The sequence below is a fragment of the Pseudoalteromonas luteoviolacea genome, from assembly GCF_018100925.1.
GTDB lineage: Bacteria > Pseudomonadota > Gammaproteobacteria > Enterobacterales > Alteromonadaceae > Pseudoalteromonas > Pseudoalteromonas obscura.
The window spans coordinates 343827-364395 of sequence record NZ_JAGJEH010000002.1 but is presented as its reverse complement, the minus strand read 5'-3'; the positions used below and the strand labels follow the sequence as shown (position 1 = coordinate 364395).

Annotated in this window: 18 protein-coding genes; 9 read left to right on the top strand and 9 right to left on the bottom strand. The window is 44.2% G+C overall.

Annotated features, from left to right (window positions below):
* Positions 1-422: 422 nt before the first annotated feature.
* Entirely contained in the window at positions 423-938 is a 516-nt protein-coding gene (locus J8M00_RS04475; RefSeq protein ID WP_211009139.1) for a DUF2141 domain-containing protein, read from the bottom strand.
* Between the two features lie 537 nt (positions 939-1475).
* Between J8M00_RS04475 and J8M00_RS04470 the strand changes: the two genes are divergently transcribed.
* Both J8M00_RS04470 and J8M00_RS04465 read left to right on the top strand, forming a co-directional pair.
* The gene (locus J8M00_RS04470; protein ID WP_211009138.1) at positions 1476-2345 is read left to right on the top strand and encodes a pirin family protein; all 870 of its coding nucleotides are present in this window, start codon (positions 1476-1478) and stop codon (positions 2343-2345) included.
* 57 nt (positions 2346-2402) lie between these two features.
* Positions 2403-3614, top strand: coding sequence for a bifunctional alpha/beta hydrolase/OsmC family protein (locus J8M00_RS04465; RefSeq protein WP_211009137.1), 1212 nt, complete (start codon positions 2403-2405; stop codon positions 3612-3614).
* A 497-nt stretch (positions 3615-4111) separates the two neighbouring features.
* Here the strand turns inward: J8M00_RS04465 and J8M00_RS04460 are convergent, their stop codons facing one another.
* From J8M00_RS04460 to J8M00_RS04425, 8 genes are all read right to left on the bottom strand, one after another.
* Positions 4112-4645 (bottom strand): sel1 repeat family protein, encoded by a 534-nt coding sequence (locus J8M00_RS04460; protein ID WP_211009136.1) that lies wholly within the window; start codon positions 4643-4645, stop codon positions 4112-4114.
* 247 nt (positions 4646-4892) lie between these two features.
* Positions 4893-5654, bottom strand: coding sequence for an SDR family oxidoreductase (locus tag J8M00_RS04455; protein WP_023400466.1), 762 nt, complete (start codon positions 5652-5654; stop codon positions 4893-4895).
* A gap of 24 nt (positions 5655-5678) precedes the next feature.
* Entirely contained in the window at positions 5679-6569 is an 891-nt protein-coding gene (gene mmsB, locus J8M00_RS04450) for a 3-hydroxyisobutyrate dehydrogenase (RefSeq protein WP_247687221.1), read from the bottom strand.
* Positions 6570-6579: 10 nt separating this feature from the next.
* Complete coding sequence (locus J8M00_RS04445; protein WP_211009134.1) at positions 6580-7719, bottom strand: enoyl-CoA hydratase/isomerase family protein; 1140 nt, start codon at positions 7717-7719, stop codon at positions 6580-6582.
* Positions 7719-8495, bottom strand: a complete 777-nt coding sequence (locus J8M00_RS04440; RefSeq protein WP_211009133.1) for an enoyl-CoA hydratase — start codon at positions 8493-8495, stop codon at positions 7719-7721. Before J8M00_RS04440 ends, J8M00_RS04445 begins: the two co-directional genes overlap by 1 nt.
* Before the next feature lie 11 nt (positions 8496-8506).
* Entirely contained in the window at positions 8507-9664 is a 1158-nt protein-coding gene (locus tag J8M00_RS04435; protein WP_211009132.1) for an acyl-CoA dehydrogenase family protein, read from the bottom strand.
* Positions 9665-9792: 128 nt separating this feature from the next.
* Positions 9793-11283: a CoA-acylating methylmalonate-semialdehyde dehydrogenase gene (locus J8M00_RS04430; protein WP_211009131.1), complete on the bottom strand. Its 1491-nt coding sequence runs from the start codon at positions 11281-11283 to the stop codon at positions 9793-9795.
* A gap of 73 nt (positions 11284-11356) precedes the next feature.
* On the bottom strand, positions 11357-12535 hold the full coding sequence (locus J8M00_RS04425; protein ID WP_211009130.1) for a thiolase family protein: 1179 nt from the start codon (positions 12533-12535) through the stop codon (positions 11357-11359).
* Between the two features lie 356 nt (positions 12536-12891).
* Here J8M00_RS04425 and J8M00_RS04420 point away from each other — a divergent pair, with 356 nt between their 5' ends.
* The 7 genes from J8M00_RS04420 (at position 12892) to J8M00_RS04390 (ending at position 20567) form a co-directional block, all read left to right on the top strand.
* A complete protein-coding gene (locus J8M00_RS04420; protein WP_023400459.1) occupies positions 12892-13287 on the top strand; it encodes a MerR family transcriptional regulator in 396 nt (131 codons plus the stop codon).
* A gap of 96 nt (positions 13288-13383) precedes the next feature.
* A complete protein-coding gene (locus J8M00_RS04415; protein ID WP_211009129.1) occupies positions 13384-14559 on the top strand; it encodes an isovaleryl-CoA dehydrogenase in 1176 nt (391 codons plus the stop codon).
* Between the two features lie 11 nt (positions 14560-14570).
* Positions 14571-16178 carry a carboxyl transferase domain-containing protein gene (locus tag J8M00_RS04410; protein ID WP_211009128.1) on the top strand — a complete coding sequence of 536 codons (1608 nt, stop codon included), beginning with the start codon at positions 14571-14573 and terminating at the stop codon, positions 16176-16178.
* Positions 16179-16187: 9 nt separating this feature from the next.
* Complete coding sequence (locus J8M00_RS04405) at positions 16188-16970, top strand: enoyl-CoA hydratase-related protein (RefSeq protein WP_211009127.1); 783 nt, start codon at positions 16188-16190, stop codon at positions 16968-16970.
* 10 nt (positions 16971-16980) lie between these two features.
* A complete protein-coding gene (locus J8M00_RS04400) occupies positions 16981-18924 on the top strand; it encodes an acetyl/propionyl/methylcrotonyl-CoA carboxylase subunit alpha (RefSeq protein WP_211009126.1) in 1944 nt (647 codons plus the stop codon).
* A gap of 1 nt (position 18925) precedes the next feature.
* Positions 18926-19834, top strand: coding sequence for a hydroxymethylglutaryl-CoA lyase (locus tag J8M00_RS04395; protein ID WP_211009125.1), 909 nt, complete (start codon positions 18926-18928; stop codon positions 19832-19834).
* Between the two features lie 34 nt (positions 19835-19868).
* Entirely contained in the window at positions 19869-20567 is a 699-nt protein-coding gene (locus tag J8M00_RS04390; protein WP_023400453.1) for a CoA transferase subunit A, read from the top strand.
* Positions 20568-20569 lie beyond the last annotated feature (2 nt).

The following is a 20569-nucleotide window of genomic DNA, read 5'->3' as shown; positions in this document are numbered from 1 at the left end:
TCTGTGCCAAAGGTCAACAGCGTCATGATGCTTCTCTTGTCATCCCGCACTGGATTCGGGACCCATATTATCCTCCCTAAAACTCATAGATTGCGGAGCTAGTCCACAATGACGGAGTTAGAGGTGGTTTCGATGGGTTCGTTTTGTGCCAAAGGTCAGCAGCGTCATGATGCTTCTCTGTCATTCCACACTGGATTCGGGACCCGTATAACCTTCCCTAAAACCCATAGATTGCGGAGCAAGTCCACAATGACGGAGTGAGATGCTCATTTTGTACCGAAGATCAACAGCCTCATGATACTCCTCTTGTCATCTCGAATTTGATTCGGGATCCAAATACTAAGTCCTATACCTGTGGCTAAAGTAAAAGCCGTCTTTGGCAAAAACCGAGCCTATGATTGCCATCGACTCTCACCAGCCTTTTATCCACCAAACGCTTTCGACAGGTGGGTAGCTAGTTTGATTTCAATAGGCTGAGCTTCAGCAGTAATATCCACGATAGCGTCTTCAAAACTGCCTTTAGATAATGCTCTATAGGCATCGTTTGACAGACCATATGGTTCACTTGGCATGCCGATGAAAGGAAAAATCATTCGGTCTAGTGTGCCATCACTATCTTTATCGTGAACAACACTTATTGCATATTTCCCTGCTGGTATATTCGTCAAAACAATTTCAGTCGCAGGGATCGATGGTTTGATGACTTCACGGTGGAAATACTTAATACTTGATTCGTTGTAATTATCATCACTGTAATAAGAGTCCGCGTTGTCATGTAAATAAACCAGCAGTTGTCCTTCTTCCGTTTCAATATGATTTACCAAAATACGTACATCTGTTGGTACGCCTTTCACCTTGTTCACACTTACATTTGAAGTAGACAAGCACCCAGCAAGCAAAATGCTTGTCAATACGGGCAACACAACCTTTTTACTCATAACAAATACCTTTTAATATTTACAACCGACATTGAGTGCGCTGACCACCTAGCTCCTAATATCAGCGACATACTTATATCGCCACCCTAACCTTGACCTAAATTGAACACCAATAATTACACATGAGCACTTTTTTACAGCAAACTTGGCAAATAAAAGTCCATTTCAGACTAAGGCACGAGCAGGGAGCCAACCTGACATAATCATAGTACCCAAAAGCATCACTTTTATGTCAATAGGTGACTTTTCTCAATAAAACCAGTCAACTATGTATGACAAAGCCTATTAACTTGTCTCACTAACGCTTAATTATTGTACCCAACTCAGAGTTTTTGTCTTCATTTACTTATTTTGAATTGTCACTTGCTGTACTTTAAAAGCCCCCACTCTGTCGCTCTCTATGCACATTATGCAAAGACACATAAATGAGAAATTAGAACAATATATCCTATTTTTTAAATTTTACGCCCTCTCCTATCGCCACTAATATCATTTAATCGCAAGACACTTAGTTTTCTTCACTTGGAGTTTCATACCGTGGCTCAATTACTCAATTCAACCACACATGATATTGGCGGATTAACCGTCAACCGACTATTACCGCATATGACAAAGCGCATGGTTGGACCATTTATCTTTTTCGATCACATGGGCCCGACAAGTTTTCCTGTCGGTGAAGGCATTGAAGTTCAACCTCACCCTCATATCGGTTTATCGACACTAACCTATTTGATCGAAGGACAGATACTTCATCGAGATTCTCTAGGTAATTGTATTGAAATTACACCAGGCGATGTCAACTGGATGACAGCAGGTAAAGGGATAGTACACTCAGAAAGAGAAAGTTTTGAAACACGGTCTAAGCAGCATAACCTTAATGGCCTGCAATCGTGGATAGCATTGCCTGAACTCTATAGCAATATAGAGCCTAGCTTTGAGCATATCAGTAGACACGACTTACCGCAGGTAACGCACAAAGGAGTAATGAAAAGAGTGATCGCTGGAGAAGCGTATGGACTTCAATCACCTATAACTACTTATTCTCCAATGTTTTATGTCGATATCATTGCATCTGCGCAAAATCAGTTAGAGGTTCCTAATCCCAAGCAGGAAACTGCTATTTATATAATTTATGGAGAAGTTGAAGTAGCAGCTCAAAAGTATAACTCTGGTGAGTTTGTGCTACTTGCTCCCTCAGACAAGACCATTTCAGTGTCAAAAAATTCGCGTCTGATCTTGCTAGGTGGCGATAAATGGGAGAGCGTGCCATATATTCATTGGAATTTTGTGTCATTTAGTAAAGAGCGTATTGAACAAGCGAAGCGAGATTGGCAGCAAGGCAATTTTCCCAGTATTGAGCATGACAACCTCGAGCACGTCCCTTTGCCCACAAAGCACACCTTGTAAATACACTTCAATCTTATTTAAGGTGAATTTTTAGCCTATTCAAAAATGGACAATATCATGAGAGAAAAAGTCGAGTTTATAAGTAATGGGAACACCCTAGCGGGCCTACTTGAGCGCCCCAGTGACCATATCAAAGCAGTAGCACTTTTCGCCCATTGTTTTACCTGTACAAAAGACATTGCGGCAGCATCCCGTATATCTAGAGCATTGGTAAAAGAAGGGTATGCTGTGCTACGGTTTGATTTTACAGGGCTGGGTAATAGCGATGGTGACTTTGCCAATAGTAACTTTTCGTCCAATCTTGATGACTTATATGCTGCAGCAGATTATTTGCGTCATCACTTCCATGCACCGCAAATTCTCATCGGCCATAGCCTAGGTGGCGCGGCGGTTTTGGCTGCTGCCAACCAAATTGAAGAAGTCAGCGCTGTGGTTACAATTGGAGCTCCTGCCAATGCACAACACGTGGTCCACAACTTTTCTGCGCATATCGATCAAATCAACCAAACTGGTGAAGCACAAGTCCTGCTAGGTTTACGCACATTTCATATAAAGAAACAGTTTTTGGATGACTTGGCAGCTCATAAAACACAGAAAAATACAGTGAATAAAAAGGCGCTCTTGGTTATGCATAGCCCTATCGATGATGTTGTAAGCATTGAGCAAGCCGAGGCCATTTATACAGATGCAAAACACCCTAAGAGTTTTATTTCTCTGGACAATGCAGACCATTTACTCAGTAAGGCAAATGATGCTGAATATGCCGCCACTGCTATTTCAGGGTGGGTAAGTAAATATGTGTCACACCACCTTGCGCCGGAAACTCAGCCTGTTGCCAATGGAGAGCTGGTGGTGAGCGAAAAAGACCATAAGTTCACTCTCACTGTAAGCAGTGACAGTCATACATGGCTCGCGGATGAACCAACTAGCGTAGGTGGTAAGAATTTTGGACCAGATCCCTATGAGCACTTACTAGCGGCCCTTGGCACCTGCACTGTGATGACTATGCGCATGTATGCAAATTACAAAAAACTACCGGTAAAAGACATTAAAGTGACTTTACGCCACCAAAAAAGCCACCATCAGGACTGCGATAACTGCGACAACAACGACAGTTTCGCAGAGCATATTTCACGAGATATAGAATTAGAAGGTGAATTAACCTCAGAACAAAAACAAAAACTCCTGAGCATTGCAGATAAGTGCCCAGTACATAAAACCCTGCACAATGAAATTAGGGTAACGACCGAACTAAAAAACACTCATTAATAGGTGTCTTCCGTTGTTGCTTACGTTGCACGTAAGCAACTACTGCTTTGGATGACGTTGCCATTCCCAACCACAAAGCTCGAACCACCAAGGGGTATACGCTAACTTTTGCTGTAAGTATGAATGCCGAGGAGGATCATGTTTGGCATTCTTACCATTGCAGTGTCGACATTTTGTAACTTAAGCACTTGATAAAACTGTTCCATTTCAAAGATTGGTGTTCGGTAATCGGCCTCCCCTGTCATCTACAAACTCGGGGTTTTATATTATCCATGTATGTTTTTAGGGAACGCTTTAAATAATGCCCTGTATTCTTCCAAGGTTTGCCATTGAACCAATATCGCGTAAACATCGGTAAGCGTCAGACGTCAATACAAAACTATCGAAATTTACTGCTGGCTTCACTATGGCCACAGCAGCAAACAACTATGTCTTACCTAGCATCAACCACAGCAAGTTTTACAAATGCTTTAGTTGCTATTTCTTTGTGCAAGTAACTATTCGAGGTTGAGTTGCGTTTCGTTCAGGTCCAAGGGGTAAACTGTAGATATTTTATCTTCTTTGGTGCATTTCACAGCCACTCTATTTGAACCAACGCTTGTAGAGTGTCGACAAGTTACGAATTGCGCTTTCAAACCAAATTTACGTTTGTAATCCGCAACCACCTTATCTATTTTCTGTTGCATCTGAGGCGTTGCCTTGCCGTAGAGCGCATCATAAAAATTAACCCACTCTTCAATACCTGACTCGGCAGCCACACTTAGCCAACCCATACCTATTAATGTTGACTGCTCAACGTGCTGGCCTTTTAAAAACATAAATGCCACGTAATACTGTGCATCCTTGTAACCCCATGTCGCGAGCTCGCTAAGCGCCTCAAATGCCTCGGGATATGCTTGTTGATGGTAGAGCTTGATGCCCTTCTTTTCCTGCTTATGAATCGCATCAATATCTTTAATAATGGCGCGATTAGATTGGCAAGCTGGTAGTAGCATTATCAATACAATTAGAAGAAGTAACTTCTGTATCATGATAGACATCCGGTCAATTTAATTATAAGAATTATAATTTGAGTCAGGATAACTCATTGCAATCAAAAGAGTAAAAACGAATAAAGTGTTGAATATAGCAGTCTAAAAATAAAAAAGCGGCGGGACACACCCCCACCGCTTTATTCAACACACTCTCTTCTTTCGAAGATAAAGGAACATAAGTATGCGAATACTTTGAATATTAACGATATTTTATGACAAAATAGCGAAAATACTCGATATTTTTTTAAAGCCGAATACCGCCATCAATTTCAACAACTCGACCTGTAAAGAACTCATTTTCAATGATAAATTGTGCTGTGTGGGCTATTTCTTGCGCTTCACCTAAACGGCCAACAGGCTTCATCTTAACCAAACGCTCTTTCGCTTCAGGCTTCATCGCATCAGTCATCTTAGTGCGAATAACACCTGGTGCAATTGCGCCGACACGAATACCATAGCGACCAAGTTCTTTCGCCCATGTTGTCGTCATTGCAACCACACCCGCTTTTGCTGCAGAGTAGTTAGTTTGGCCGATATTACCTGCACGCGCCACGCTGGACATGTTAATAATAACGCCGCCTTGATCTGCCTCAATCATTTTAACAGCCGCTTCTCGTCCGCACAGGAATACACCTGTGAGATTCACATCCATTAATGACTGGAATTGATCAAGAGACATCTTTTTGACCACTTCACCGTCTTTAACTTTTACAAACAAACCATCACGTAAAATGCCCGCGTTGTTGATCAATACCGATAACGAGCCAAAATCTTCAACTATTTTATCAAATACTTCTTCTACATTGCTCTCTATACTGACATTCGCAACGTAAGTTCTAACGGTTACATCAAACTGGCTAAGCTCTTCTACTGCTTCTTGCAAAACTTCTTCTTGCATATCAACCAGCGCTAGGTTTGCGCCCAAACTTGCCATTTTATGTGCCATTGCAAGACCTAAGCCCTGTGCACCACCTGTAATTACAACCGTTTTATTTTCTACATTCATAACTAAATTTTAAACCTTTACGTTTTAAGACTTTTCAGAGAAAAGTTTAAATATCGCACTAAAATCTTCCGCCCCTTTGCCTTGGTTTTGCATTAGGTTATAAAGATTTTTAGCCAGTGCGCCCATTGGGGTGGCTGAATTTGTCTGCTGAGCGGCTTGCATTGCAAGTCCTAAGTCTTTTGCCATCAAATCCACCATAAAGCCCGGCTTGTACTCATTTGAAGAAGGAACATTGTCCAGTACATTCGGGCATGGGTTATACACTTCAAGTGTCCAATTGCGCCCAGAGCTATTGAGCATAATCTCACTCAATACTTTGGGGTCTAAGCCGTGATCTACACCCATTTGGAGTGCTTCGCTGGTCCCTGCCATTAAAATTGACAGCAGCATGTTATTACAAATTTTTGCGACCTGCCCGGCACCTATGTCCCCAGCGTGATAGATATTTTTACCCATATCCTTCAACACTGTGTGCGCTTTGGCAAAATCTTCGTCGCGTCCACCTACAATGAAAGTCAACGTCCCAGCAGCAGCTCCGGCCACACCCCCAGACACTGGAGCATCAACAAAAGACACGCCTGCATTTGCTAGTTCTTTACCAACAAATTGGGCGGACTCTGCGTCTATTGTCGAACAGTCAATAACCAGTGCCGACTTACTAAGGTAGTTGATTAATCCATCTTCGCCAGTATAAATTGAGCGAACATGTTTGCCAGCAGGCAGCATGCTGATCACAAAGTCTGCACCTGTACAGGTATCAGATACTTTTTTAGCCGCGCTAGCACCTTGTTCAACTAGTTGATTTACAACTTCTTCATTTAAGTCAAATACCGTCACACTGTGACCAGCTTTCACTAAGTTTGCGGCCATTGGGCCACCCATATTACCTAGGCCAATAAATCCAACTTTTGCCATTTTTATTTCCTTACATAGTTGCCAATGGGTGGTTTTTGTCATCCCACTTAGGTACAAAGAAGCTTTCAATCACATCACTGTCTACGTCAGCAATGGATTTAAAGCGCCAGTTTGGTTTGCCGTCTTTATCTATCAATAATGCACGCACGCCCTCTTGAAACTCACCCACCTCTCCACAGTGAACGGACATCGCCAGCTCCTGTGAAAAACACGCTTTTAAAGATTGGCCAGCTAGGCGTTTAAGCTGTTCACTGACCAATACCGCACTCAGTGGAGAACCGTGTTTTAAGCCAGCCTGAGCTTTGCTCAGCCATTTGTTTTCGCTGCTATCAATTGACAAAATGTGATCAACTTGTGCTGATAGGCTTGGTAAATCGGTGAGCTTCTTAATCTCATTTGCTAGCGGTTTAAGCGCGCTGCTAGGCAGAGAATGAGCGCCCTCTTCAATGGACAATAATAGTTGTGTTAACTTATCGTGATTCAGCACATTGGTTTTACCCCAATTTACTTCACTTAGGTTATGCAACAAAATGTCAAAGTGGTCAGCATTGATAAAGTGATCGGCTAGGCCTACAAATTTAGCGTCATTGGCATTCACAGAAGCGCCTGTTAAACCTAAAAATAGGCCAACACCTTCTGGCATTTTATTTAAGAAATACGAACCGCCTACATCCGGATATAAACCGATGGTGATTTCAGGCATGGCAATACGCGATGTTTCTGTTACCACACGGTGGCTAGCTCCTGCCATCAGACCCAAACCGCCACCCATAATGATGCCATTACCCCAAAGTAGAATAGGCTTGTCATAATTATGGATTTGGTAATCGAGTTTGTACTCTTCGCTAAAGAAGGTTTCGAGGAAGTTATTTCCATCGTCGGCTGCCATCGCTTTATATAAACTGACAACATCGCCGCCAGCACAGAAAGCCTTATCACCCGACCCTCTCAGTACCACCATCGCAATACTGTCATCGGCCGACCACTCACTCAACTGAGGAGCCAATAAGCGGATCATGTCTAAATTAAGCGCATTTAACGCTTTTGGCGCATTTAAGGTCGCAATTGCGACCTTCATGTCATTATTACAGTGCGCCAATTGGAACACGACTGGCGCGTCTTCTTGGTTTAGTAACTGTAATTCAACCATTAGCCATTCACCCAATTTGCTTTACGCTTTTCCAAAAATGCGTTGACGCCTTCTTTTTGATCTTGTGTATCAAATAATGTCACGAATAACTCACGCTCTAAAGGCAGCGCACTATCGATGGTACCTGTGCGGCCTTTTTGAATAAGTGACTTACACGCTGTAACTGCGACAGGGCTTTGATCTTCTACTTTTGATGCAAGTTCTAAAGCCGCTTCGAGTGCCTGACCTTGCTCAACAACTTCTTCAACTAGGCCAATTTTTTCAGCTTTGTCAGCTTTAAGGCGCTCACCGCATAAAATCATGCGCTTCGCCCAACCTTCACCTACCAACCAAGATAGGTTTTGGGTTCCCCCCGCACAAGGAAGTAAGCCCACTTTTGCCTCTGGTAACGCCATTTGCGCTTGCGCCTCTGCGATACGAATATCACACGCCAACGCGACTTCTAGACCTCCACCCATTGCAAAGCCGTTAATCGCTGCAATCGATACACCTCGGAAGTTGCTCAGAGTTTCAAAAGCTTCGCCAAAAACACGTGACATGTCAGCCGCAACACCTTTGTCACCATCTGCGAATACATTCAAATCAGCGCCAGCTGAAAAGAACTTTTCACCTTCACCTGTAATAACAAGCGAGTAAATTTCTTTATCTGCGTTTAATTCTTTAACCAGCTCTTTTAAGCCAACCAATGTATCACGCGTCCAAGTGTTCGCAGGTGGGTTTGACATAGTTACAATTGCAATGTGACCACGTTTTTCAAGTTTTAATTGTGCAGACATTTATTCGCTCCTTATAAAACGCTTGCAGCGCCTTCAGCTAAAATTCGACGGGCAATGATCACACGCATGATCTCGTTTGTGCCCTCTAAGATTTGGTGAACGCGTACATCACGTAAGTGGCGTTCAAGTGGGTACTCTTTGATATAACCATATCCACCATGGATTTGCAGGGCATCATCACACACTTTCGTACCTACATCGGTTGCGAAGCGCTTTGCCATCGCACAATAAGTGGTTTTTTCTGGATCATTGCTATCCAGTTTAAATGCTGCCAAGCGCACCATTTGTCGTGCCGCAACAAGTTCGGTATTCATATCAGCAATTTTAAATTGCAATGCTTGGAAAGCAGCCAGTGGCTTGCCAAATTGCTGACGCTCTTGCATGTATTCTTTGGCAGTATTCAACGCCTGTTGCGCAGTACCAATTGAACAAGTGGCGATATTTATGCGGCCACCATCTAAGCCTTGCATAGCAAACTTGAACCCTTCGCCTTCTTTACCCATCAAGTTTGCAGCAGGAATTCTAACGTCTTCGAAGGTGATCAAGCGAGTCGGTTGTGCATTCCAGCCCATTTTCTCTTCGGCTTTACCATAAATTACACCAGCGGCGTCCGCTGGAACAACAAATGCAGAGATCCCTTTCGGTCCATCCTCACCGGTACGCGCCATAACCACTAAAACATCTGTTTCGCCCGCGCCCGAGATAAACATTTTCGACCCGTTCAGGATATACTCATCGCCTTCTAATACGGCTTTCGTTTTCAGTGATGCAGCGTCCGAACCTGAACCTGGTTCGGTTAGGCAATATGATGCAAGCAATTCACCCATAACCAGCTGGTCCATATACTGACTTTTCACTTCGTCAGTACCAAAGCTTGCAATCATCCACGTCGCCATATTGTGGATAGTCAACATCGCAGTTGTTGCTGTACAACCCATCGACAGCTGCTCAAAAATAATGCTTGAGTCAAGGCGAGATAAGCCTAAACCACCCGCCTCTTCTGGCGTGTAAAGGCCACAAAAACCAAGCTCACCTGCCTGTTTGATAACATCTTTAGGAAAAATATGCTCTTGATCCCAACGCGCTGCATTAGGAGCAAGTTCGGTCATAGCAAATTGGTAAGCGGTTTCGGCGAATGCCTGTTGATCTTCGTTCAGATTAAAGTCCATAAAAGACCTCTCTTGTTGTCGTATCAAGTGATATACGTCACTTGTTTTTATTCTTGTTGCACCTGATCTGCGTCAGGCGGTACTACTAAAAGCCCAGCATAGGTACTGGGCTTAGGGATTTTGCGGAATTAACGTAGGTTAATACTCATATTTGGGCCAGTGACTGCTTCATCAGCAAACCAGCGAGATGTGATTGTCTTAGTTTCAGTATAGAAACGCACACCTTGTTTACCGTAAGTGTGAACATCACCATAAAAAGAGTTTTTCCAACCTGTGAATGAGAAGAAAGGTAATGGCACAGGAATTGGAATATTAATACCTACCTGACCAACCTGAATTTCTTGTTGGAATTTACGTGCAGCTGCACCACTTGCTGTAAATAGTGAAACACCATTTCCGTAAGGGCTGTTATTTACGAGCGCAATCGCTTCTTCAAGGGTATCAACAAATACACAGTTTAATACTGGACCAAAGATTTCCTCTTTGTAAATGTCCATGTCTGTTGTCACATTGGTAAATAATGTAGGACCAACCCAGTTACCTTTTTCGTAACCTTCCACTGTAAAGTCTGAGCCATCTAATAAACAAGTTGCACCTTGCGCTTTACCTGACTCAATCAAAGACAAAATACGAGCTTTTGCGGCTGCTGAAGTTTGTGGACCATATGCCGCTTCAGGGTCATTCCAGATGCCTGGACGAACCTTTTCAAGGCCCGCTTTTAAGTCATCAACCCACTCTTGTGATTTACCAACAAATACAGCGACCGAAATACCCATACAACGTTGACCTGCCGCACCCACTGATGCACCAACTAGGTTGTTGATAGTCTGCTCTTTGCTTGCGTCTGGCATTATCACCATATGGTTTTTAGCACCCACACATGCTTGAACACGTTTTAGGTTCTCTGTGCCTTTGCTGTAAATATATTGGCCAACACCACACGAACCAACAAATGATACGGCGCGAATTTCTGGCGCTTCTAGAATTTGGTCTACTTGGTCTTTACCACCGTGAACAACTTGCAGTACGCCTTTTGGTGCGCCGGCCTCTTCAAATAGCTCGACTAAGCGCATCGGTGTCAACGGGTCTTGCTCAGATGGTTTAAGAACAAAAGTGTTACCGCAAACAATCGCCATTGGGAACATCCACAATGGGATCATTGCCGGGAAGTTGAACGGAGTAATACCAGCACAAACGCCTAGAGGTTGGATGTAAGAGTATGTATCGATGTTACGTGCAACATTTTCAACTGTCTCACCCATCATCATAGCAGGAGCATTAGCAGCTTGTTCTACTACTTCAATACCACGCCAAACGTCACCTTTTGCATCTTCAAATGTTTTGCCAAGCTCATGACAAATAATGGTAGCGATTTCTTCTTGGTGCTCTTTTAACAGCGCCGCATATCGCATCATGATACGTGCACGCTCTGGTACAGGCACATTTTTCCATGTTTGGAAGGCTTCTTGAGCAGAATTAATTGCTGCTTGTACTTCTTGTGACGTAGCGCAAGGTACCTGTGCAAGTACTTCTTGATTTGCTGGATTAACAACGTCTAACCATTTGTCAGACTGCGACTGTGTGAATTCACCGTTGATGTATAATGGTACCTGGTGCATTTTGCACTCCTCCCCAAAAAAACTGAAAGTAGCGCCGCGTTAAAAGTTAGTATTGTTGCGGCGCTTTGACGATTTAAACTTCTACTGCGAGTGCAACCGCCTCACCACCACCAATACACAGTGATGCAATACCTTTTGACAGGCCGCGATTGCGAAGTGCGTGAATTAGTGTCACCAAAATACGTGCGCCACTTGCGCCAATTGGATGACCTAGTGCACACGCACCACCGTTAACATTAACTTTAGCGCTATCTAGCTGCATTTCGTTGATCGCAAGCATGGTCACCATAGCGAATGCTTCATTGATCTCCCAAAGGTCAACGTCTTCTTTTGACCAACCAGCTTTGTCAAGCAACGAGTTCATTGCGCCAACTGGTGCAATAGTGAACTCAGCTGGTGCCTGAGAGTGTGTTGCGTGAGCAACAATCTTACATAAAGGCGTAAGACCGTGTGCTTTTGCTTCTGACTCACTCATTAAGATCAGTGCCGCTGCACCATCTGAAATAGACGACGAGTTAGCTGCTGTAATAGTGCCATCTTTTTTGAAAGCTGGACGAAGTGAAGGGATTTTATCTGGACGTGCGTTACCAGGCTGTTCATCCGTTGTTACCTCTACATCACCCTTTCGCGTTGAAATGATGTGTGGGATAACTTCGTTATCGAAACTGCCACTTTCAATTGCCGCGTTTGCCTTACTCAAAGAGTTCAGCGCAAATTCGTCCATATTTTCACGAGTGATGCCATATTGATCTGCGGTGTCTTGGGCAAAGCAACCCATTGCTTTTTTATCATACGCATCTTCAAGACCATCTGCCATCATGTGGTCAATAACTTGATTGTGACCCATGCGCATACCACCGCGCGCGTTCGGCATGAAATATGGCGCATTTGTCATGCTCTCCATGCCGCCTGCAACCGCAGTTTTTATACTACCTGATTTGATCAAATCATGAGCGAACATTGCTGCTTTAAGACCTGAACCACATACCTTGTTGATAGTTGTTGCACCTGTAGAACGTGCTAGGCCGGCGTGCAGCGTCGCTTGACGCGCTGGCGCTTGACCAAGACCTGCTGGTAATACACATCCCATGATAACTTCGTCGATGCTGGCATCCGATAAACCAGTATCATTCATGACAGCTTTGATTGCAGTTGCACCCAGATCAGTCGCTGACGCGCCTGAAAGGCTACCCATAAATCCACCCATAGGTGTACGTTTTGCTGCTACGATGACTACGGCTTCGTTACTCATTTAAAACTCCTGTTAACAAGCAAATTGCTTGCTTTTAGTAATCTCTTACGTCGAGCATACCTAAAATTTACGTTTACGCCAACGTAAATCTAAAATCAAGCGCTTTGCGATTTTCAAAAATGTAAAGTTTACTTGCACAGCTGTGTTGCCAAGTTGGCAGTTTACTGCGCATTCCCTTGCTATATCCCATGTCGAAGAGCTAATTAACAAAGCATATAGTGCCTTATGCGAGCTAAAAGTAGTTCAAGATCCAGATTTTGCATATGCGACTAAAGCATGATGCAAAAACGACACTTTACCTTTACGTAAACTTCACTTATATTGGTCTAATCAGTTTCGAAGTAAGTGTGTAAATAATGCAAGACACCAATAAAGAACCAACCTACTCAATAAGCGAACTCGCTAAGGAGTTTGACATTACCACACGAAGTATTCGTTTTTATGAAGATCAAGGATTACTTTCGCCAGAGCGTAATGGTCAGACCCGTATATATTCAAAACGAGACAAAGTCCGTCTCAAATTAATTCTGCGCGGTAAGCGACTAGGCTTTACGCTTGCCGAAACTGGCAGATTATTTGAGTTATACGATGCAGATAAATCCAGTGAAAAACAGCTCCACACCATGTTGCAATTAATAGAAGAGAAAAAAGCCGACCTGAGTCAACAAATGGATGACATCAAGGTGGTGTTGATGGAACTGGTTACTGCTGAAAGACGCTGCCTCGATACTTTAAAAGAATTACAAGACTAATCAATACACGTATTTGTTTGCTGGGGCGTCTGCCAAAACCCGCCTCAGCAACCCGCAAGGGTGACAACACAAACCCTCACACAGGATGACAACAAGATGAGCACAGTATCACTATATAAAGAACTCAATTTTGGACTTGGCGAAACCGCAGACATGATCCGAGATCATGTTAATAATTTTGCCACTAGCGAAATTTCACCACTGGCGGAAAAAACCGATCATGACAACGCATTTCCAAATGAGCTATGGCCAAAGTTTGGCGAAATGGGCTTGCTCGGTATCACTGTGCCAGAAGAATTTGGTGGTGCGAATATGGGCTACCTTGAGCACGTTATTGCGATGGAAGAGATCAGCCGAGCAAGTGCATCAATTGGCTTGAGCTACGGCGCACACTCTAACCTTTGTGTGAACCAAATAAACCGCAACGGCAACCAAGTACAAAAAGAAAAATATTTGCCAAAACTGATCAGCGGTGAGCACATCGGCGCACTAGCAATGAGTGAGCCAAACTCTGGTTCAGACGTTGTTTCTATGAAGTTAAAAGCCGAAAAGAAAGGCGATAAGTACGTTCTAAATGGCAATAAAATGTGGATCACCAATGGTCCAGATGCCGACGTTTTTGTGATTTACGCAAAAACAGACTTAAACGCAGGACCTCGTGGTATTACAGCGTTTATCGTTGAGCGTGATTTCCCAGGCTTTTCTACAGCTCAAAAACTCGATAAGTTAGGGATGCGCGGCTCAAATACCTGTGAATTGGTATTTGAAGACTGTGAAGTGCCGGAAGAAAATATATTAGGCACACTAAACGAAGGTGTTAAGGTACTGATGAGCGGCCTAGACTACGAGCGCGTTGTACTTGCCGGTGGCCCACTTGGCATTATGCAAGCGTGTATGGATGTGGTTGTGCCTTATATTCATGAACGTCAGCAGTTCAATCAGTCTATTGGTGAGTTCCAACTTGTTCAAGGCAAAATTGCCGACATGTACACTCAAATGAATGCTGCCCGTTCATACGTATACACAGTAGCAAAAGCATGTGACCGCGGTGAAACAACGCGTAAAGATGCCGCTGGCGCGATTTTATATGCCGCAGAGCTGGCTACCAAACTTGCACTGGATGCCATCCAACTACTAGGTGGTAATGGCTACATCAACGAATACCCTACTGGTCGCCTCTTGCGTGACGCCAAACTCTATGAAATTGGCGCTGGTACCTCAGAAATACGCCGCATGCTAATTGGTCGTGAGCTATTTAACGAAAGCCGTTAAGGAGAAGTGCCATGACAGTATTAAACTCTTCTGTTAATACGCACGACCAACAGTTTAAAGACAACCATGACGCGATGGCGTCATTGGTTGACGATTTAAATGATAAGGTCGCAAATTTAAGCCAAGGTGGCGGCGAAGCCCTCATTGCTCGCCATCAAAGTCGCGGAAAACTGTTTGTCCGTGACAGAATAGATACATTACTCGACGAAGGTTCTCCGTTTTTAGAAATTTCCCAATTTGCTGCATTTGGCGTATATGAGCAAGATATCCCATGTGCAGGTGTCGTTGCAGGTATTGGCCGTGTCAAAGGTGTCGAGTGTATGATTGTCGGCAACGATGCAACTGTAAAAGGCGGTACTTACTTCCCGCTCACGGTTAAAAAGCATTTAAGAGCGCAAGAAATTGCAGAGCGCTGTCATCTTCCCTGTATCTATTTAGTAGACTCTGGCGGTGCTAACCTGCCAGAACAAGACGAAGTATTTCCAGACAAACTACATTTTGGTCGCATCTTCTATAACCAAGCTCGTATGTCTGCCAAAGGTATTCCACAAATTGCAGTGGTTATGGGCCTTTGTACCGCAGGTGGTGCGTATGTGCCGGCAATGGCGGACGAAAGTATCATAGTCAAAGAGCAAGGCACTATATTTTTAGCAGGTCCGCCTTTGGTAAAAGCGGCGACCGGCGAAGAGGTCAGTGCAGAAGATTTAGGCGGTGCGGATGTACACTGTAAAGTATCCGGTGTTGCCGATCATTACGCTGAAAACGACGAGCATGCGCTATCAATTGCCCGCCAGTGTATTGAACGACTAAACCATCAACGCCCGACCCAGCCCATTCTAAAAGATATTAAACCCCCTAGATACGATATTAGTGAGATCTACGGCATCGTTGGGACCGATCTGAAAAAGCCATTCGACGTTCGTGAAGTGATCGCACGTATTGTCGATGACTCTCAATTCGATGAATTTAAGCGTTACTTTGGTGAAACTTTGGTAACTGGCTTTGCAGAAATATTTGGCCGCCCAGTTGGTATCGTCGCCAATAATGGCATTCTCTTTTCTGAGTCTGCGCAAAAAGGCGCACACTTTATTCAACTGTGCGCACAGCGTGATATCCCGCTGCTGTTTTTGCAAAACATTACAGGTTTTATGGTCGGCCAAAAATACGAAGCCGAAGGTATCGCCAAACACGGTGCCAAAATGGTGACCGCGGTATCATGTGCTGACGTCCCTAAATTTACCGTACTTATCGGTGGCTCTTATGGTGCAGGTAACTACGGTATGTGCGGACGTGCTTACGAACCAACTATGATGTGGATGTGGCCAAATGCCCGTATTTCCGTCATGGGTGGTGAACAAGCGGCCGGCGTATTAACACAAGTGCGTCAAGATGGCCTAGCACGCAAAGGCCAAAGCATGAATGATGACGAAGTTGCAGAGTTCAAGAAACCAATTATTGAGCAATATGAAAAGCAAGGTCATCCATATTATGCCAGTGCGCGTCTGTGGGATGATGGCATCATCGACCCTGCTGACACACGAAATGTACTTGGGCTTGCGCTAGAAGCAGCTGCAAATGCGCCAAGACAAGAGTCTAAGTTTGGTATTTTCAGAATGTAGGGGGCGTACATGTCTGTCACTTTAAATATTACGAAAAGCAAGGTGGCGATTTTAGAATTAAGTCGCCCTGAAAAACACAATGCGTTTAACGCAGAGATCATCGCTGAGTTGATCAAAACCATCGAGTACGCCAACGAGCTAGAGATCCGTGCTCTGGTGTTAAAAACCCAAGGCAAACACTTTTCTGCTGGTGCAGATCTCGCTTGGATGAAATCAATGGCGGATAACAACTATGAAGAAAACGTCGCTGATTCTCTAGAGCTGGCTAAACTAATGCAAGTACTCGCCACCTCACCACACCCTACTTTATGCTTGGTTCAAGGGGCTGCTTTTGGTGGAGCTTTAGGTCTGATTGCTTGCTGCGACATTGCCGTTGCCACAGCCAATGCAAAATTCTGTTTGAGCGAAGTAAAGTTAGGCCTGATCCCTGCCGTGATCAGCCCATACGTGATCAAAGCAATTGGCGAAAGACAAGCGCGCCGTTATTTTTTAACAGCGGAAGTGTTTGAAGCAAACAAAGCGCTGGAATTAGGCTTGATCCACGACATTAGTGAAGACCTAGAACAAAGCGAAGAGTACTTTATCGAACAGCTACTAAATAACGGCCCTGTTGCAGTAAAAAGTGCCAAGTCGCTAATCAATGAAGTCGCAGGTAAATATATTGATGAAGGGCTTATCGCCCATACAGCCAAGCGAATCGCTGAAATTCGAGTCAGTGACGAAGGACAGGAAGGTTTGAGTGCCTTTTTTGATAAACGCGCGCCAAATTGGCAGCCGACGGCAAGCGAGTAAGGAGCAGAAAATGTTAAAAAAAATCTTAGTCGCAAACCGAGGGGAAATCGCCTGTCGAGTCATGCGCACTGCAAAACGCTTAGGTTTGAGCACTGTGGCAGTGTATTCAGATGCAGATGCCAACTCACTCCATGTCAAACAAGCTGATGAAGCCTATCATATTGGCCCAGCACCAAGTAAAGATTCCTATCTTGTCAGTGAGCGTATTTTAGAAGTAGCCAAACAAAGTGGCGTTGATTGCATTCACCCTGGATATGGCTTCTTGTCTGAAAACGACGCCTTTGCAAATGCATGTGAAGAAAACAATATTGCTTTCATCGGCCCGCTTGCCAGTTCAATTGAAGCTATGGGCTCAAAAACACGCGCCAAAGAGATCATGGCAGAGGCCAACGTGCCATTGGTACCGGGTTACTATGGCCAACAACAAGACACCGAGTTTTTAACGGCTGAAGCTGAAAAGGTCGGCTACCCTGTGCTTATCAAAGCTGCATTTGGTGGTGGCGGCAAGGGCATGCGAGTAGTCCGAAACGCCGGTGAATTTCTCAGTGCGTTAGAAGGTGCAAAACGTGAAGCTTCGGCAAGTTTTGGTAATGATCTAGTTTTACTTGAGCGCTTTGTCGATAGACCTCGCCACGTAGAAGTACAAGTATTCGCCGACAATCATGGTAACTGTGTATATTTGGGAGATCGAGATTGCTCCCTACAACGACGCCACCAAAAAGTCATTGAAGAGGCACCTGCTCCTGACTTAAGCGATGCTCTGCGTAAAGAAATGGGTGAAGCTGCTGTACGCTGTGCTCAGGCAATTAACTATCGCGGTGCCGGTACTGTAGAATTCTTATTGTGCGGCGATGAATTTTTCTTTATGGAAATGAATACGCGCCTACAAGTAGAACACCCCGTAACGGAAATGGTGACAGGTCAAGATCTTGTCGAGTGGCAAATTCGTGTTGCCAACAACGAACGTTTACCGCTGTCTCAAGCACAAATCTCTTTGCAGGGTCACAGTTTTGAGGCACGAATTTACGCTGAAGACCCTGAAGAAAACTTTATGCCCTACTCTGGCACATTGGCCCATTTGAGTTTCCCTAAAGCGCAACGTGGCGTACGCATTGACACAGGTGTGCAACAAGGTGACGAAATAAGTCCGTTTTACGATCCGATGATTGCCAAACTGATTGTTCATGGTCACGACAGACGTACGGCGCTGCTGAAGCTCAGATCGGCGCTAAATGAAGTACATTTAGCGGGCGTAAAAAGTAATATTGCATTTTTACATCACCTAGCAGAGCACCCAACTTTTATGGCTGGTGCACCCGATACACATTTTATTGATACCCAAACTGAAGAGCTTACTGCTTCTAAAGCACCTAGCGATACCTTAGTATGCCTCGCAAGTATTGCTTATCTTGCGCACAAGCAAGCACCGAAAGTAAATTCGCCGTGGCAACAAGTTGGCTTTAGACTCAACCAAACACGTAAGCTCACCGTGCCATTTACCGATCACTTTGTTGTAGCTCAAGCTGAGGGCCATCACTGGCGAGTGCATTATCATGATTATGACCACCGTGTTGAAGCAAAGCTAGAAAATCATCAACTTATCGCAAATGTTGATGGAAAACGCATGGTGGCGGATGTACTTATTGATGAGTCCAGTATCACGGTCATGTATGGACCTTACCAGCACACTTTCGAATTAAAGACTAAGCACTATGTAAGCGAACATGAGCATCAAGAAGCACCGCTTGCTGCCCCTCTCAATGGCACTGTTGTAAAACACCTGCAAGAAGTTGGTGCACAAGTCAGCAAAGGCGATCCAATCGTGATAATCGAAGCGATGAAAATGGAATATACGTTAAACGCGCCTTTTGATGGCACTTTATCAAGTTACTGCTTTGATGAAGGTGAGCTTGTTAGCCATGGGGCAATGCTCGCAATCGTCGAGGAGGCATAATATGGCCAACTATCCGGCTAAGGTTAAAATTGTAGAAGTCGGCGCTCGAGATGGCCTACAGAATGAAGCCTCAGTCAGCACACAAAGTAAAATAGCACTTTTGAATGCGCTGGCTGATGCCGGCCTCAAACATCTTGAAGCAGGCGCATTTGTATCACCTAAGTGGGTACCTCAAATGGCAGACTCCGCACAGGTGATCCAAGGGATAACACGCACACCTGGTGTTGAGATTAGTGCGCTGACACCAAATCTAAAAGGCGCCGAGCTGGCGCTTGAAAATCAAGTTGATGAATTTGCAATTTTCACGGCGGCAAGTGAAGCTTTCACGCAAAAAAATATCAATTGCAGCATTGAAGAAAGTATCGAACGCTTCAGACCTGTTGTTGAACTTGCTCAAAAAAACAACATCAAAGTAAGAGGTTATGTCAGTTGTATCGCAGGCTGCCCTTACCAAGGAAAAGTTGAGCCAGAGCGCGTTTTGGAGGTATGTAAACAATTGTTGGCACTTGGTTGTTATGAGATAAGCTTAGGCGACACAATTGGTGTTGGCACAGCTAATCAAATAGGATCATTGCTAGAATTGCTACTCGAACACATCCCTGCACAAAGGCTTGCGGTACATTTCCATGATACCTATGGTCAGGCATTGGCAAACATTCACAAAGCTCTAGAGATGGGTATTGCAACAATCGACAGTGCTGTAGCTGGCCTTGGTGGCTGCCCTTACGCTAAAGGGGCGTCAGGAAATGTTGCCACTGAGGATGTCATTTACTTGCTGCAAGGACTTGGCATTAGTACCGAAATTGATTTAGAAAGGCTAGCAAAAGCAGGTTGGCAAATTTGCGATGCACTCAATAAAGAGCCTGTCAGCAAGGTTTCTTTAGCATTAAAAAATACGTGCCAGTCTTAACAACAAGACAATTTTGACAACGAGGAGTGGGCTAATGGCCGGTTTCGATAAAGTAGTTTCTAGCTACGAAGAAGCAATGGAGGGTCTCAAAGATGGAGATACCATTATTGCCGGTGGTTTTGGACTGTGTGGTATTCCAGAAGGTCTGATAGCTGAGATAAAGCGCAAACAAACAAAAGAACTAACAGTTGTTTCTAATAACTGTGGTGTCGATGATTTTGGATTAGGTATTCTACTTCACGATCGCCAAATCAAAAAAATTATTGCCTCTTACGTTGGTGAAAACGCGTTGTTCGAACAGCAACTACTTGATGGCATTATTGATGTAGAACTCACACCACAGGGCACACTCGCTGAAAAGATGCGCGCTGGTGGTGCAGGTATCCCAGGATTTTATACCGCAACAGGCTACGGTACACCTGTTGCTGAAGGTAAAGAAGTTAAAGAATTTAATGGTCGCCCTTATATTCTCGAAGAGTCCATTACTGGTGAATTTGCCATCGTAAAAGCTTGGAAAGCCGACCGCTATGGTAACTTGGTATTCCGCCATACAGCGATGAACTTTAACCCTATGGCTGCGACTGCGGGTAAAATTACCGTTGTTGAAGTGGAAGAGATTGTCGAACCAGGTGAATTGGAGCCAAGTGAAATTCACACCCCTGGCATTTATGTAAATCGTGTTATCAAAGGTGACTTTGAGAAACGCATTGAACGTGTTACTACGCGCAAGTAAGG

What these genes read in the sequence shown, in the direction of transcription:
- J8M00_RS04465 (WP_211009137.1), top strand. Translation starts at nt 2,403, where the DNA reads ATGAGAGAAAAAGTCGAGTTTATAAGTAATGGGAACACCCTAGCGGGC.
- J8M00_RS04420 (WP_023400459.1), top strand. Translation starts at nt 12,892, where the DNA reads ATGCAAGACACCAATAAAGAACCAACCTACTCAATAAGCGAACTCGCT.
- J8M00_RS04400 (WP_211009126.1), top strand. Translation starts at nt 16,981, where the DNA reads ATGTTAAAAAAAATCTTAGTCGCAAACCGAGGGGAAATCGCCTGTCGA.
- J8M00_RS04415 (WP_211009129.1), top strand. Translation starts at nt 13,384, where the DNA reads ATGAGCACAGTATCACTATATAAAGAACTCAATTTTGGACTTGGCGAA.
- J8M00_RS04430 (WP_211009131.1), bottom strand. Translation starts at nt 11,283, where the DNA reads ATGCACCAGGTACCATTATACATCAACGGTGAATTCACACAGTCGCAG.
- J8M00_RS04425 (WP_211009130.1), bottom strand. Translation starts at nt 12,535, where the DNA reads ATGAGTAACGAAGCCGTAGTCATCGTAGCAGCAAAACGTACACCTATG.
- J8M00_RS04455 (WP_023400466.1), bottom strand. Translation starts at nt 5,654, where the DNA reads ATGAATGTAGAAAATAAAACGGTTGTAATTACAGGTGGTGCACAGGGC.
- J8M00_RS04390 (WP_023400453.1), top strand. Translation starts at nt 19,869, where the DNA reads ATGGCCGGTTTCGATAAAGTAGTTTCTAGCTACGAAGAAGCAATGGAG.
- J8M00_RS04405 (WP_211009127.1), top strand. Translation starts at nt 16,188, where the DNA reads ATGTCTGTCACTTTAAATATTACGAAAAGCAAGGTGGCGATTTTAGAA.
- J8M00_RS04475 (WP_211009139.1), bottom strand. Translation starts at nt 938, where the DNA reads ATGAGTAAAAAGGTTGTGTTGCCCGTATTGACAAGCATTTTGCTTGCT.
- J8M00_RS04460 (WP_211009136.1), bottom strand. Translation starts at nt 4,645, where the DNA reads ATGATACAGAAGTTACTTCTTCTAATTGTATTGATAATGCTACTACCA.
- J8M00_RS04440 (WP_211009133.1), bottom strand. Translation starts at nt 8,495, where the DNA reads ATGTCTGCACAATTAAAACTTGAAAAACGTGGTCACATTGCAATTGTA.
- J8M00_RS04410 (WP_211009128.1), top strand. Translation starts at nt 14,571, where the DNA reads ATGACAGTATTAAACTCTTCTGTTAATACGCACGACCAACAGTTTAAA.
- mmsB (WP_247687221.1), bottom strand. Translation starts at nt 6,569, where the DNA reads ATGGCAAAAGTTGGATTTATTGGCCTAGGTAATATGGGTGGCCCAATG.
- J8M00_RS04445 (WP_211009134.1), bottom strand. Translation starts at nt 7,719, where the DNA reads ATGGTTGAATTACAGTTACTAAACCAAGAAGACGCGCCAGTCGTGTTC.
- J8M00_RS04435 (WP_211009132.1), bottom strand. Translation starts at nt 9,664, where the DNA reads ATGGACTTTAATCTGAACGAAGATCAACAGGCATTCGCCGAAACCGCT.
- J8M00_RS04395 (WP_211009125.1), top strand. Translation starts at nt 18,926, where the DNA reads ATGGCCAACTATCCGGCTAAGGTTAAAATTGTAGAAGTCGGCGCTCGA.